The 13,807-nt window shown below is 51.9% G+C and carries 12 protein-coding genes; 5 read left to right on the top strand and 7 right to left on the bottom strand.

The features are described 5' to 3' along the window. Window positions 1–15: 15 nt before the first annotated feature. The 7 genes from glpK to GQE98_RS12030 form a co-directional block, all read right to left on the bottom strand. Complete coding sequence (gene glpK, locus GQE98_RS12060; RefSeq protein WP_161315876.1) at window positions 16–1,509, bottom strand: glycerol kinase GlpK; 1,494 nt, start codon at window positions 1,507–1,509, stop codon at window positions 16–18. A gap of 92 nt (window positions 1,510–1,601) precedes the next feature. After that, window positions 1,602–2,450, bottom strand: coding sequence for a class III extradiol dioxygenase family protein (locus GQE98_RS12055; RefSeq protein ID WP_161315875.1), 849 nt, complete (start codon window positions 2,448–2,450; stop codon window positions 1,602–1,604). After that, window positions 2,443–2,808: a protocatechuate 4,5-dioxygenase subunit alpha gene (locus tag GQE98_RS12050; protein ID WP_161315874.1), complete on the bottom strand. Its 366-nt coding sequence runs from the start codon at window positions 2,806–2,808 to the stop codon at window positions 2,443–2,445. The genes GQE98_RS12055 and GQE98_RS12050 overlap by 8 nt, the downstream gene beginning before the upstream one ends. A 14-nt stretch (window positions 2,809–2,822) precedes the next feature. After that, window positions 2,823–3,710 carry an amidohydrolase family protein gene (locus GQE98_RS12045; protein ID WP_161315873.1) on the bottom strand — a complete coding sequence of 296 codons (888 nt, stop codon included), beginning with the start codon at window positions 3,708–3,710 and terminating at the stop codon, window positions 2,823–2,825. A gap of 10 nt (window positions 3,711–3,720) precedes the next feature. Then, a complete protein-coding gene (locus GQE98_RS12040) occupies window positions 3,721–4,776 on the bottom strand; it encodes a 4-oxalomesaconate tautomerase (RefSeq protein ID WP_202526254.1) in 1,056 nt (351 codons plus the stop codon). Continuing rightward, the gene (locus GQE98_RS12035; RefSeq protein WP_161315872.1) at window positions 4,769–5,440 is read right to left on the bottom strand and encodes a 4-carboxy-4-hydroxy-2-oxoadipate aldolase/oxaloacetate decarboxylase; all 672 of its coding nucleotides are present in this window, start codon (window positions 5,438–5,440) and stop codon (window positions 4,769–4,771) included. The genes GQE98_RS12040 and GQE98_RS12035 overlap by 8 nt, the downstream gene beginning before the upstream one ends. After that, window positions 5,440–6,177 (bottom strand): PIG-L deacetylase family protein, encoded by a 738-nt coding sequence (locus tag GQE98_RS12030; RefSeq protein ID WP_161315871.1) that lies wholly within the window; start codon window positions 6,175–6,177, stop codon window positions 5,440–5,442. Before GQE98_RS12030 ends, GQE98_RS12035 begins: the two co-directional genes overlap by 1 nt. A gap of 154 nt (window positions 6,178–6,331) precedes the next feature. Between GQE98_RS12030 and GQE98_RS12025 the strand changes: the two genes are divergently transcribed. From GQE98_RS12025 to GQE98_RS12005, 5 genes are all read left to right on the top strand, one after another. After that, window positions 6,332–7,549, top strand: coding sequence for a LysR family transcriptional regulator (locus tag GQE98_RS12025; RefSeq protein WP_202526253.1), 1,218 nt, complete (start codon window positions 6,332–6,334; stop codon window positions 7,547–7,549). A 115-nt stretch (window positions 7,550–7,664) separates the two neighbouring features. Next, window positions 7,665–8,579: a DUF1932 domain-containing protein gene (locus tag GQE98_RS12020; RefSeq protein WP_161315870.1), complete on the top strand. Its 915-nt coding sequence runs from the start codon at window positions 7,665–7,667 to the stop codon at window positions 8,577–8,579. Beyond that, window positions 8,576–9,523: a Gfo/Idh/MocA family oxidoreductase gene (locus GQE98_RS12015; RefSeq protein WP_161315869.1), complete on the top strand. Its 948-nt coding sequence runs from the start codon at window positions 8,576–8,578 to the stop codon at window positions 9,521–9,523. Before GQE98_RS12020 ends, GQE98_RS12015 begins: the two co-directional genes overlap by 4 nt. Before the next feature lie 75 nt (window positions 9,524–9,598). Further along, on the top strand, window positions 9,599–10,816 hold the full coding sequence (locus GQE98_RS12010; RefSeq protein ID WP_161315868.1) for an MFS transporter: 1,218 nt from the start codon (window positions 9,599–9,601) through the stop codon (window positions 10,814–10,816). Window positions 10,817–11,076: 260 nt separating this feature from the next. Beyond that, window positions 11,077–13,716 (top strand): VWA domain-containing protein, encoded by a 2,640-nt coding sequence (locus GQE98_RS12005; protein ID WP_161315867.1) that lies wholly within the window; start codon window positions 11,077–11,079, stop codon window positions 13,714–13,716. Window positions 13,717–13,807 lie beyond the last annotated feature (91 nt).

The raw sequence follows: 13,807 nt of genomic DNA, 5'->3' as shown, positions 1-13,807 counted from the left end.
ATGTTTGGCTTTCTTTTATGGATAGCTTGTCAGGGTGCGCCTTACGGCATCCTGCCATTTGGCATAGGCAGTATCTCGCTCCGCTTCGGCGATGGTGGGGGTGAACCGTTTGTCACGCAGCCAGCTTTCTGAAAATTCATCGATGGAAGGATAGAAATCCGTTTGCAGGCCGGCAAGATAGGCGGCGCCAAGGGCTGTCGTTTCGGCAGATACAGGTCGGTCGACCGGAGCGCCCAGAATATCGGCGAGACGCTGCATAGTCCATTCGGAGGCAACCATGCCACCATCGACCCGGAGAACCGTTTCGTGATTGTCCGTGAAATCATTATGCATGGCGGTTAGAAGGTCGCGTGTCTGAAAACAGACACTCTCCAGTGCGGCGCGGGCAAATTCCTTTGGTCCTGCGGCGCGGGTTAACCCGAAGATGGCACCGCGGCAATCCGCATCCCAGTAGGGCGCGCCGATCCCGACAAATGCTGGAACCATGATCACACCCTGTCCCGGGTCTGCGCGCTCCGCCAGTTCGCCGGATTGGGCGGCATGCTCGATAATGCCAAGACCGTCCCGGAGCCATTGAACGGCCGCCCCCGCCACGAAGATGGAGCCTTCCAATGCGTAAGTTGGCTTGCCACTCAGTTGATAGGCGATAGTTGTCAGGAGCTTGTTCTTCGATTTGACCGGTACTTCGCCTGTATTTAAAAGGGCAAAGCAACCCGTGCCATAGGTGGATTTCATCATGCCCGGCTTGAAACAGGCCTGACCGACAGTCGCCGCCTGCTGATCCCCTGCGATGGCGGCGATTTTGGTGGTGCCGCCGAGAATATCCGGATCCAGCATTCCATAATCAGCGGCGCAATCACGTACCTCAGGCAGCAAGGATTTTGGAATATTAAGGATATCCAGAAGTTCGTCTGACCAGTCGCATTGATGGATATCATAGATTAAGGTCCGGCTGGCATTGGTTGCGTCGGTCGCGTGAACCTTTCCGCCAGTCAGCCGCCAAAGAAGGAAACTATCTATCGTGCCAAAGGCAAGTTTGCCTTTTTCCGCGGCCTCTCTTGCGCCCGCGACATTATCCAGCAGCCAGGCGATCTTTGTGCCGGAGAAATAGGGGTCAAGCAAAAGGCCGGTTTTCTCAGAGAATTTCTGCTCAAGGCCTTGTTGTTTCAGATTGCCGCAGAAACCCGCCGTCCGGCGGTCCTGCCAGACAATCGCATTGTGAATTGCCCTGCCGGTCTCCCGGTCCCAGATGACGGTCGTTTCCCGTTGATTCGTGATGCCGATGCCGGCGATTTCGCCGATCGTCGCGCCTGCTTTCGACAAGGCCTCTTTTGCTGTCGCGACGGTCGTGGTCCAGATTTCCTCCGGATCATGTTCTACCCAGCCGGATGCCGGGAAATGCTGCGTGAACTCCTGCTGCCCGACGGCAACGGGTCGATAGTCTTTGTCGAAAAGGATGGCCCGGCTTGACGTCGTGCCCTGATCAATGGCGAGGATATATCCTGTCATCTTGTTATTAATCCGTTACATAGTCGCTAATTCTCTGATGCAGAATATTGGCATGAGGGGACAGGATACGCCAGCCTGTTTTAATACCTGCCTTAGACGGCTTCATTTTCGAACAGGATAACGCCTGCGGCTGTGTTGGAAATCGGGATATGATAGTTACGGGAAAGTTCTCGAATATTATCGCCGAGCGCGCCGCGCATGATCAGCCACATAATCATCTCGACACCTTGCGGCCCGACAATCTCCGCAAGTTCATAGTTTGAGTATTTGAGCAGCCATTCCGGCTCGTCTTTCAGTTTATCAAGGAATTCCGTATCGAATGCCCGGTTGGTATGGCCTGCGCGCTCCCCATCAAGTTGGTGGGATAGGCCGCCTGTGCCGAGAATGACGACATTCAGATCCTCTTCATAGGAGGCAACGGCCTTGCCGATTGCCTCCCCGAGTTTGAGGCAGCGCCGAGCCGAGGGGAAAGGGTACTGCACCACATTCACACAGACAGGGATGACTTTGACCTGATTGCGAAGTTCCTGCTTTGGCCACATCAGCGACATGGGTACGGTAAAGCCATGATCGACGAGCATCTCCTGACACATGGTGATGTCGAACTCATCCTCCACGAGACTGTCAATCAGATACCATGAAAATTCCGGGTTCCCCTTAAACGGATCGAGGGGTTTCAGACCCCAGCCTTCATCCGCATTCTGGTACTCCGTGGCCGCACCGATCGCGAACGTCGGCATGGCATCTAAGAAGAAATTTAGGCCATGGTCATTGTAAACGAGGATGGCGACATCCGGCTTTTTATCTTCCATCCATTTCCAGACAGGCTTGTATCCCTCAAAAAATGGTTTCCAATAAGGATCGGATTGCAGGCCCTGTTCTAATGCGTTGCCAATTGCCGGAACGTGGGAACTGCCGACACCCCCTATCAACTTAGCCATTCTTTGTCTCTCCTGCGGCAAAAAGCTTTGCCTTGAATTCCTTAAGGCTGATGCCCGCTTGCTGCGCGCCGATGTCCTGCATATTCAGGCCAAACATTCCGGTCAATTTTGCGAGATAATATATATTGCCACCAAGGTTCAAAAGGGCGAGCACGTCGCGTTTTTTAACGGCGTCGCGCTGCTCATCAGTCAGGCCGTATTTCGCGCAATAGGCATCCTCATCCGCCTTGAAGGCGTCGCGGTTTTCGGCCTTGTTAAAAGAAAAGCACATCTTGTTAAGCGGGTACCCTTTGACGGCCTGAGTGCCGTCGAAGACGATCGTTCCCGGAATGGGCTTCTTTCCTTTCAAACTTTGCATTGGGTTTCCTCCCTTCAGGAACCTCTCTCCTCTTCCGGCCAATAAAGCCGCATCGGATTCTTCACGAGTAGCTCTTTCTGCGCTTCTTCTGTCACAGCAATTCGGGGAATCACGTCGACCAAAACCCCTTCATCCGGTACATGGGATTTCATATTCGGATGCGGCCAGTCCGTCCCCCAGAGAACACGATCCGGGAATCTTTGCACTAGATGTTTGCCGAACGGAATGACATCTTCATAGGGTGGGCTGGCGACTGTCAATCGTTCCGGGCAGCTTACCTTGGTCCAGAAATTCTTATTTTCTTCGAGCAGATTTACGAAACGCTGAAATTCCGGATGATCGACTCCCTTGGTGACATCCGGCCGCCCCATGTGATCGACAACGACCGTGGTCGGAAGTTGTTTCAAGAAGGGGATAAGTTCTTCAAGGTCCGGAGCTTCGAAATAGACAACAATATGCCAGCCGAGCTTTGCGATGCGCTTGGCGATCTTTAGGAATACGTCCTTCGGAGTGGCATCCACCAACCGTTTTACGAAATTAAAGCGAACAGCCCGGACGCCAGCCGTGTCCATTTCCCTGAGTTCTTCATCTGTGACATCGGGGCTGACCACGGCAACGCCACGTGCAAGCCCTTCTGAGGATTTGAGCGCATCTACAAGTGCATCGTTATTCCGGCCGTGGCAGGAGGCCTGGACAATCACATTCCGTGAAAACCCGAGATAATCCCGGAGTGCAAACAGCTTTGCTTTTGGCGCATCACAAGGGGTGTATTTCCGCTCCGGCGCGTAAGGAAATATGTCTGCCGGGCCAAAAACATGGCAATGGGCATCGACCGCTCCCGCTGGTGCCTTGAACACAGGCTTCGACGGGTTAGGATGAAAAGGTAAGTAATCCGGGTCCATTTGCTATTCCTTACTGGGCGAAAATAACGCCATCAAAGAGCTTGCGGGCGGTCCGCAAAATGGCCGCGCTCATCACCGCTCCCGCCTCATCCATTTCAAGAACGACGGTTGTCTCGCCGATAGGATGTTCGATTTTGAGTTTCTTTCGCTGGCCCTCCGGGATATTGGAAAGGGCTTTCGCAGGGGACCCATCCAGCGCCGCCGCTGTTGCGACCGTCACCGCCCCCAAAACCCCGATAGAGGCATGGCAGCGATGTGGTATGAAGGTTCGGGTGGAGATTGCCCCGCCCACAACGGGGACGCTGACCATACACATCTTTGGCACGGTTTTCTCGGCTACATCTCCCAAGTTCATTAAGCGGCCCGCCTTCAGGCGAATAGCTTCCAACCGCTTTTTTAGTGGCTCGTTCGATTCCAATTCTTCGCGTGTCTCGCGTCCGGTAATTCCCATGTCCGAGGCGCGCAAGATTACCGAGGGCATGCCGTTATCAATCATCGTCACTTCGACATCTTCAATTATATCGCAAGCTTTCCCGGTTGGTAGAAGCGCACCGCAGGTTGAGCCCGCCGTCTCGGTGAAGATAATTGGAATAGGTGCGGCACTGCCCGGCACGCCATCGATTGTTGCGCTTCCGGCATAAGATACTCGGCCGTTTGGTGTCGGCACACGGGCAATAGCTGTCTGACCCGTATTCTCCATATAGATCGTAACGTCTGTCTCATCATTTTTGGCTGGAACAAGACCCCGTTCAATCGCAAATGGGCCAACGCCCGCGAGGATATTGCCGCAATTCTGGGCGTCTGTTACGATCGGCTGATCGACAATGACTTGAAGGAATAGATAATCGACATCGACCCCCTCCCGCTTTGACGGGCGAACGACCGCGACTTTGGAGGTCAAGGGGTCCGCGCCGCCCATGCCATCAATCTGCCGTGGATCAGGGGAACCCATAACGCTGAGCAGAAAAGCATCGCGCTCGGATTTGTTAGACGGTAAGTCGCTTTCCAGAAAATAGCCCCCCTTCGACGTCCCGCCGCGCATCCACATACATCGGGCGCTAGACATATTTGAGACCCTTTTCGGCAAGCCTTTCGCGCATTTTGTACATATCGAGGCCGAGCTCACCGGCGGCAAGACGTTTGCGCTTTTCCTCCTCATTGGCGATCCGCGCTTCCGCTTTCTCCGCCACATCCATAGCTTCTTCCCGCCGAACAACGCAGACCCCATCATCATCGGCGACAATTACATCACCGGGATTGACGAGTTCTCCGGCGCAGACAACGGGTATATTAACCGAGCCCAAAGTTTCCTTCACTGTTCCCTCGGCGCAGATTGCCTTGGACCAGACCGGGAAATCCATCGCTGTCAGATCGCGCACATCGCGTACGCCCGCGTCGATGATCAATCCGACCCCGCCGCGTGCCTGCATGGAGGTGGCAAGAAGATCACCAAAATAGCCTGCATCCGACGGCGAAGTCGGGGCCAGAACCAGAATATCACCCTTTTTCACCTGCTCGATCGCGACATGAACCATCCAGTTGTCAGCAGGCGGGGCGGAGATCGTCACAGCGGAGGCGGCAATAGATGCGCCGGAATATATCGGCCGCATGTAGGAGGCAAGGAGGCCTTTGCGACCTTGCGCCTCATGCACGGTGGCGACGCCACATTTTGCAAGGCGTTCGATAACCGTAGTGTCTGCCCGCTCTATATCTTGAACAACAATGCCCATCAGAGTTCATCTACCGTGCGCGGATAGATCGATTGGAAGCCTTCCGCATACTTTGCAGCCCGCCCGCCGGCCTGACCACCGGAATTCCGGCGGAAATGGTTTCCACGGTTCTCGGCTACATTGGTGTAATAGTGCCAGAGATGTTCCTGACCCTGCATGCATTCGATAGCCGCGCGTTTTTTATCCCAGACCGAGGTGATGTCGAGAAAGACATCCGGCTTCCACCCCATCTGCTCGGTTTGATGCGGCTCAAATAGATAGAGCTGCGGCGCGCCTAGAACCTTCTCTCCCGGATTATGGCCCCAGGCCTGTGCAATCATCCGGCACTCCATCGCCAGCGTGGTCGCAAAGCTGTGATCAGTGTTATAGGGATCATATTGCGAATGGCTCAGCATGAAATTCGGCTGAACTTTGCGGATGAGATCCACCAGTTTGAATTTGTCGTCGCGCGTTACTTCGAGCGGATAGTCCCCAAGATCAAAGAATACAATGTTATGAGCATCAAGCGCTTTGGCGGCGTTCTCCGCCTCGTTGCGACGCGCCTTTTTTACTTCCTCCAGCGTCGTTCCGCCTTCCTGCTTCCATAGTTTTGCACTTTCACCGCGTTCGCCAAAGGAAAGGCAGGCAATTGTCACGTCATAGCCCTTCTCTTCGTGCAGTGCGATGGCGCCAGCGCACCGCCAGACGAAATCAGCCGCATGGGCGCTGATAACAAGGGCCGTTTTATTTTCTGGCATTTCTTGCACCTCATTTGCGGACCGTTTTGACGATCATTCTTTTGCTTACTCTGTACCTTCTTCCTGTTGGCTCGAATTTTCTATTTCAAATTCGCATTCGTGATATAATTTTTTCCTATAGCCTGATGCGTAATGAGGGAAATGCAGCAGCGATATGGACAATATGGCCCCAAATCTAAGGCACTTGCGTGCCTTCTGCGTGGTGGCGGCGCACCAGAGCATCAGCCGGGCGTCGGAGGAGGTCTTTCTCTCTCAGCCGGCCATCACTCAGGCAATTGCGAAGATGGAGCAGGCGCTCGAAGTTGATCTTTTTACCCGCCGGTCGGATGGGGTGTTTATCACCGACGCCGGTAAGCTTTTCTTGATAAGGGCAGTACGCGCGCAGGCGTTTATCCGAACAGGCATTGGCGAGGCAAGACGGATTGCGCAAGCAAAGAACGGCAAGGGGTTTGATAATCTGGATCAGCTTATTTCCGGGGTTCAGGTTCGCGCACTGATTGCCATCTCAAAGACGGGAAATTTCAGTCTGGCCGCGAAGCTTGTCGGTATATCGCAACCCTCACTTTATCGGGCAGCGCGGGATCTGGAGCGACTTTCGGGGATTGCGCTGTTTCGCAAATCCAGCCAGGGAATCGAACTAACACCAGCAGCTGAGATATCAGCACGCTACGCCAAGCTTGCATTTGCTGAACTCAGGCAGGGCTATATGGAAATTGCAGAATATAAGGGAATTGACAGCGGACGAATTGTAATCGGGACAATGCCGCTTGCCCGAACCTATATTCTGCCGACGGCCATTAACAGGATTTCAAAGGCACGCCCCGGAGTTGAGATAAGCGTTGTCGATGGCAGATATGAAGATTTGCTGCATGGGTTGCGTTACAGCGAGATTGATATTCTGATTGGCGCCTTGCGCAGTCCGCCGCCAATTGACGATGTTATTGAAGAAGAGGTGTTCGAGGATGAACTTGCGTTGATCGTCCGCGCGAACCATCCTCTGACACTTAAGCAGGATATCACCATTGAGGAACTTGCCGGTTACCCCTGGATTACACCGCGGGAAGGCTCACCGACGCGAGCAATGTTTAAGGAGTTTTTTGCAAAACAGGGACACTCCCTTCCTGAAAGTCTTATTGAGGCCAGTTCCCTTATCTTGATTAGGGGGCTCCTGATGGATAGTGACCGGATTACAATCCTGTCTGCTCACCAGACTCGACATGAACAGGAGCAGGGATTACTCGTGCAACTTCCCATGGATCTTGGTGATACACGACGACCCATCGGGCTGACGACAAGGCGGGACTGGCATCCGACAACAGCACAAGCAGAGTTGGTTGAGGCACTCAGAATGGCGGGTCGAAATCTGACGTAAATTACTATTTCGTGGTATTCAATAATTGAATGAGGGATCTGGTTTTCTAATTTCCAGCATCCAGCGCGGAGAGGTAGGAAAAGCGACAAATGTAAAAATGAATGGAATATCCACCATGCAGGAAGAGTTTCAGATAGCTCTCATTGGGTTTGGGGAGGCAGCCATGGCTTTCGTTAAGGGATGGCGAGAAAGTGGTGAGTTGTCTCTTCGCGCTTTTGATATCAAAACGCAGGATGCGGAAGCTGCTGTTATCTCGGCAAAGCGCAAAGACTATGCAAGTTTCAATGTTGAGGGAAAAGAATGCCTTCAGGAGGCGCTGAAGGGGGCGTCCATTGTATTCTCTCTTGTCACCGCGGACCAGGCTCATGCCGCGGCAAGCGCTGCGGCGCCGTATATTGAAGAGGGATGCCTTTTTCTCGATTGTAATTCATGCGCTCCCGGAACAAAAAAGCGCTCGGCAAAATATATAGAGGAGGCAGGCGGTCGCTATGTTGATGTTGCGGTTATGTCACCGGTCTATCCGAAGCTACATAAAACACCGTTTCTGATTTCCGGATCTCACACACAGGGCGCCAAGGCGATGCTCAATAAACTCCAGATGGACGTCAGGATAATAGACGGGGATGTCGGGAGTGCATCATCGGTTAAGATGATCCGAAGTATCATGATGAAAGGACTAGAGGCGTTATTTGCAGAATGCGTTCTGGCCGGTCGTGAAGCTGACGTTGACGAAGAGGTGCTTGATTCGCTTGATGCGACCTATCCCGGGTTTAATTTTAAGCACCGCGCCGCCTATAGTTTTGAGCGGATGATGATGCACGGCAAGCGCCGGTCTGAGGAAATGAAAGAGGTGGTCCTCACTATCGAGGATCTGGGTCTTCCTAACGAAATGGCGCAAGCAACGGTCCAATGGCAATCGCGTGTGGGTAGTCTGGGCATCTCAGCTGGTAAAGAAAACTATAAATGCCGGGCTGACGCCTTACTTCGGCGGTTAAAAAATAAACGTGGAGAAGTGGAGTGGGAAGAATGAGAGTTTGTGTAGCGGGCGCTGCCGGCGCATTTGGACAAAAGCACCTCGATGCCATAACCAAAATTGATGGCGTGCAGGTCACGTCAATTGTTGGCAGGGAAGTGGCGAGCACTAAAGCGGCGGCAGAAGCACGTGGGATTGGACATTGGACGCTTGATCTTGCCGAAAGCCTGGCACGAGAGGATGTGGATTGCGTAATTCTATCCACCCCGACACAGATGCATGCGGATCAGGCCATTCAGTGCCTGCATGCCGGGAAACATGTACTTGTAGAAATACCGATGGCGGATAATCTTACCGATTCAAGGCGGCTCGTTGCGGTTCAGCAGGAGACGGGCCTGGTTGCCATGGCTGGTCATGTAAGACGCTTTAACCCCAGCCATCAATGGCTACATAACAAAATCAAAGCCGGTGAATTGTCCCTGCAACAGCTTGATGTCCAAACCTACTTTTTCCGCCGAACCAATACCAATGCGCTTGGTAAGCCCAGAAGCTGGACAGATCATCTTCTCTGGCATCATGCCTGTCATACAGTGGATCTTTTCCAGTACCAGGCCGGAGCCGTGGCGTCGCAGGTTTACGGGCTGGAAGGGCCGCGTCATCCTGAGCTTGGAATTGCCCTTGATATGAGTATTGGCTTGAAGGTTCCCTCTGGGGCACTTTGTACCTTGTCTCTTTCCTTTAACAACGATGGGCCACTCGGGACCTTTTTTCGCTATATCTGCGATAACGGAACTTATATTGCCCGCTATGATGATTTGGTGGATGGCTACGAAAACCCCATTGATCTCTCGGATGTTGCTGTCTCAAATAACGGGATCGAACTGATCGACCGGGAATTTTTCTCAGCCATAGAAGAGGGGCGGGAACCCAACGGCTCTGTTGCGCAATGTCTTCCGGCCATGGAAACACTGGACCGCATCGAAAAAAGCTTCGGCGGCTAATTTTGTTTGATTGACTTGCCTTTTCAGCCATGACGCAATAGTCGCTGCTTCTTATTTCTAATGTTGGTCATGTTCATGTTGCGTCTTCAAGGCACAGTGCCATTCGTTCGCCAGGAATGGCGGTTTTTGCTGTTTGGCTTGCTACTCTCCTTTTGGTCCGGGCCGGGTCAGACATATGTGATTTCAGTCTTCGGCGGGCATATCCGATCTGATTTCAACCTCAGCAATGGTGAATTCGGCACTATTTATACGATTGCCACTCTTGTTTGCGCGGCAATGCTTTGGAAAGCGGGCCCACTTGTAGACAGATTGCCGCTAAAAAGCTTTGTGCTGAAAGTCGGCCTTCTCATGGTCGCGGCGACGATGGCTTTCGGGTTTATCCAGGGGCCGGTGACGCTTTTCTTCGGAATTATTGCTGTACGTTTTATGGGGCAGGGAATGATGACCCATATCGCGCTTACCTCGATGGCGCGGCGATATGAAGCGGAGCGAGGCCGGGCTGTCGCCGTTGCCGGGCTTGGCTTTCCCCTCGGAGAAGCCTTGTTTCCTCCCCTTATCGTTCTAGCGCTCGGGCTCGTTGACTGGCGGTTAATATGGCCGGCCTTGGCGGTGCTGGCGGCGGTTACTCTGCTTCCGGCGGCTTCCTTTCTTATACGCCACACCAGCCATCAGGATGGTGCCGGTGCGGCGGTTCTGCAGGCCGCCGATGAAGATGCTAAGCACTGGACCCGGGCGGAAATGCTCCGTGACAAGAAATTCTATCTTTTGGCCCCGACAGCAATGGCACCTGCGGCAATCATCACCGGGCTCTTTTTCCATCAGGTATATTTTATTGAGCTAAAAGGTTGGAATTTCGAGTTCTGGAGTTTGTCTTTTTCGGTGTTTGCGCTCGCCTCGCTGATTGGCGGCGTGATTTCGGGTTTTCTTGTAGATATGTTCCGGGCACGACGAATAGTACCCTTTCTTCTCTTGCCGATGACCATTGGTGTGCTTCTGTTTGCCTATACGTCCACGCAGGTCTTTGCAATTCTGGTAATGTTTTTCCTGGGCATTGGTTCCGGCGGCACAAATCCGGTGCTTTCCTCTCTCTGGCCGGAGCTTTATGGTACGCGACATCTCGGCGCCATTCGCTCTGTCGCGACAGTTGTGATGGTTTTTGGTTCCGCCCTTGGGCCGGTATTCATGGGATTGGCGTTGGATGCGTCATTATCCATTGAATTTATTGCAATTGTCTCTGCCCTCCTTGTCGTTATATCGGCTCTTCTTGCAAAAATTGCACTTCGGTTAAGATAACCTGCTATCTTATCAATTAACCTTACCATTGACCTTTTGTGCTCAAAGACGTCCCATATGCCCAATTACGATAATTAAAATTTTATTAATTTTTTTGCTTTATCCCCCGTTTAGGGGATGTGGCAGTTTGCTCTGTCATAGTAGGGTTGCCCCAGAATAGAGAAATATGAAGACAGATTGGCCAATTTTGGCTATTTTTTTTAATAGGTTAGCTGATTCAGCTTAGCTGCGGTAAAGTAAAGCGAGTGGAGTAGGGCAAAATGGCGACGTCTAACGGCAATAACGGTAGCAGCACCGAAAACGCAACAGGGTCCGAAGTTATTATTGAGGCAACTCCGGGAAAGACAATTAAGTTATCTATTGAATCCCTGCAAAATGTTCAATTTGTACAGGATGCCGGAAATTTGCTTGTCATACCGGCAGACGGCGGAGAACCTATTCTGCTTCAGGATTTCTTGACGTTTGGTGCAACTGAAAACCCTCCTAAAATTGAGCTGATGAATGGCGAGATTGTTGAAATCGCCGAAATTACGCCGTTAGTACAAGGTTTTTCTCTCGCAGATATTAATCCTCAGGCGGGTGATGATAATAGTGATGGCGGCGGCGCGAACTTCCGACCCTTTACGGACGGTAGTATTGGCGACCCCCTAGAAATTTCTGATCTGCTTGCTCCGACAGAACTCACGTTCTCTCGCGAAGAAGAGGAAGAAATTATTGGAGAGAATGACGATTTACCGTCCACAACAACACCATCGGATGATCCGGGCGGGATCGTTACATTGTCTTTTTCCACAGCTGGTGGCGCTGCGGGGCCGGCGACAGGCGGGTATGAAGATTGGCAACCAAACCAGAATGTTGGTGATACTACAGAAGCTCCGATGCAAATGCTGGTCGAGTTTACCCCGGAAACGGATGAGGAACTAACATCGATAGATATTTCCGGCTTTCCGGATGGCACGCGCTTCTTTGTTGGCGGGACGACAGCAGGCGATGAAGTGGATGTAACCAGTGGAAGCTTTTCAGTTCTCGCTGCGGGGGGTGTATTGCCGGCAATGTATGTGTTGCCGCCCGCAAATAGCGATTCCGATATTACGCTCTCTGTCCTTGCCAATTTCGTTAATGGCGGTGGGGATACTGGAACATCAAATGTTACCGGTACGGCGATCATTGACGCAGTTGCCGATGCCCCCACAGTAAGTGGCGGGGATGCGAGTGGTGACGAGAATACGGCTATTGCGATACCTGAAATTACGGCGGCGCTACAGGATACAGATGGTTCAGAAACGCTTGCAGTTTCAATTGGCGGCATTCCAGTGGGGGCGACGCTTTCTGATGGTGTAAACAGTTTTGTTGGCGATGGTAATGAACTGGATGTAACAGGATGGGACCTTGCATCGTTGACAATCACCCCGCCGACGGATGACGATACTGACTTCGCCCTGACGGTAACGGCGACGGCGACTGAGACTGCAACGGTTGCGGGAGGCGGTGAGCTTACAGAAGCCAATAATACAGCTAGCAGCACTTTTACAGTCGATGTTACGGTTAATGACGTTCCTCCGGCCGATGATGGCCCGACAGCGGTTGACGATGGCCCCTTTATCAAAGTGGAAGCGCCAGACATTCACGCTGTCTTTGTAATTGACACCTCCGGCAGTATGAATTGGAATGAATTATCGTTGATGGAAGAGGCGCTCAAAAATCTGGCAACGACATTGTTTGAGCAAAACCCGGATGGCACTGCGATTACTTTGATCGATTTCGATGAAACAGCCCGGTTCATTGGCGGTGGGACTTTTACGACGCTGGAGTCTGTCATGGAGGCTTTGAACCCTCTGGACGCCTGGAGTGGAGGAAACACAAACTATGAGGATGCACTCAATCTCACACGTACGGTAGATTTTGTTCCTGGGTATGATCAGGCAATTTACTTTATTTCTGACGGTCAGCCGACAATAGGCGATACCCAAGCGGGTATAGATAGCTTTAATGATTGGGTGACCAATGACCTTAATAACGCCAAGGTTTATGCAGTCGGTTTAGGTGGAGATGCGGAAAATAGCGCTTATCTGGGCCAGATCGATAATACCCCTGACGACAATAATCTCGACCCTGCTGCGGGCGATCCATATCTGTATGTGGAAAACGCTGAGGACCTATCTTCGAGTCTTCAGCCGACTGATGCATGGGTGACGGGGAATGTTCTTGATAATGATATTCTTGGCTCGGATCCGTTAGCGGATATTCCAATCACCTCGTTCACCTATAACGGAGTGACTTATGATTTGTCAGCAACAGGTCCTGGCATTTCCATTGAAGGTAATGTTATCGGTATTGACACTGAATTTGGTGTATTCGAATTGAATCTCGAAACCGGTGAATATGCTTATCTTGTCCAATCTGATGTCGCGAATTTCGAAACTGAGGAGTTTGGTTATACCATCATTGACAATGATGGGTCGACAAGTTCTGCTGTTCTCACGGTCACCATCGCACCCGATAATTCCTTTACAGGCACAGCCGTTGCAGATGATATTAATGGTGGCGCGAGCAATGACTATATCGTTGGTGGTGGGGGTGATGATACACTTTTTGGTGGTGATGGTGATGACCGCTTTATCTTCCAGAATGCGAGTACCGATGGCAATGATGTAATCGAAGATTTTGGCGCTAACGGAGATGCCGATGTTATCGATTTGACAGCATTGTTTGACGAATTGGGTATCGCGCCAGGGGACAGAGCCGATCATGTTCTTTTCTCCGAGGATAGCGGTAACACTACGATTACAGTCACTGACGGAGCGGATGCGGAAATTACCGGGTTCTCGATTGTCGTAGAAAATGCCGCACTCAACAGTTCAGACATTACAAATGGTAAAATAGTCGTCGACGAAAGTTAGTTCGTTGCTGACAGGAGGGAAAAGGCCGCGTTAATTCGCGGCTTTTTCTTTTGTCAGGTCCGTTAAATAACTGGAAGCCATATATCGCTTA

Origin of the sequence: Sneathiella litorea, from assembly GCF_009882915.1 — a bacterium.
In the GTDB taxonomy this organism is placed as follows: Bacteria; Pseudomonadota; Alphaproteobacteria; order Sneathiellales; family Sneathiellaceae; genus Sneathiella; species Sneathiella litorea.
This window is presented reverse-complemented; position numbering and strand designations above follow the sequence as displayed.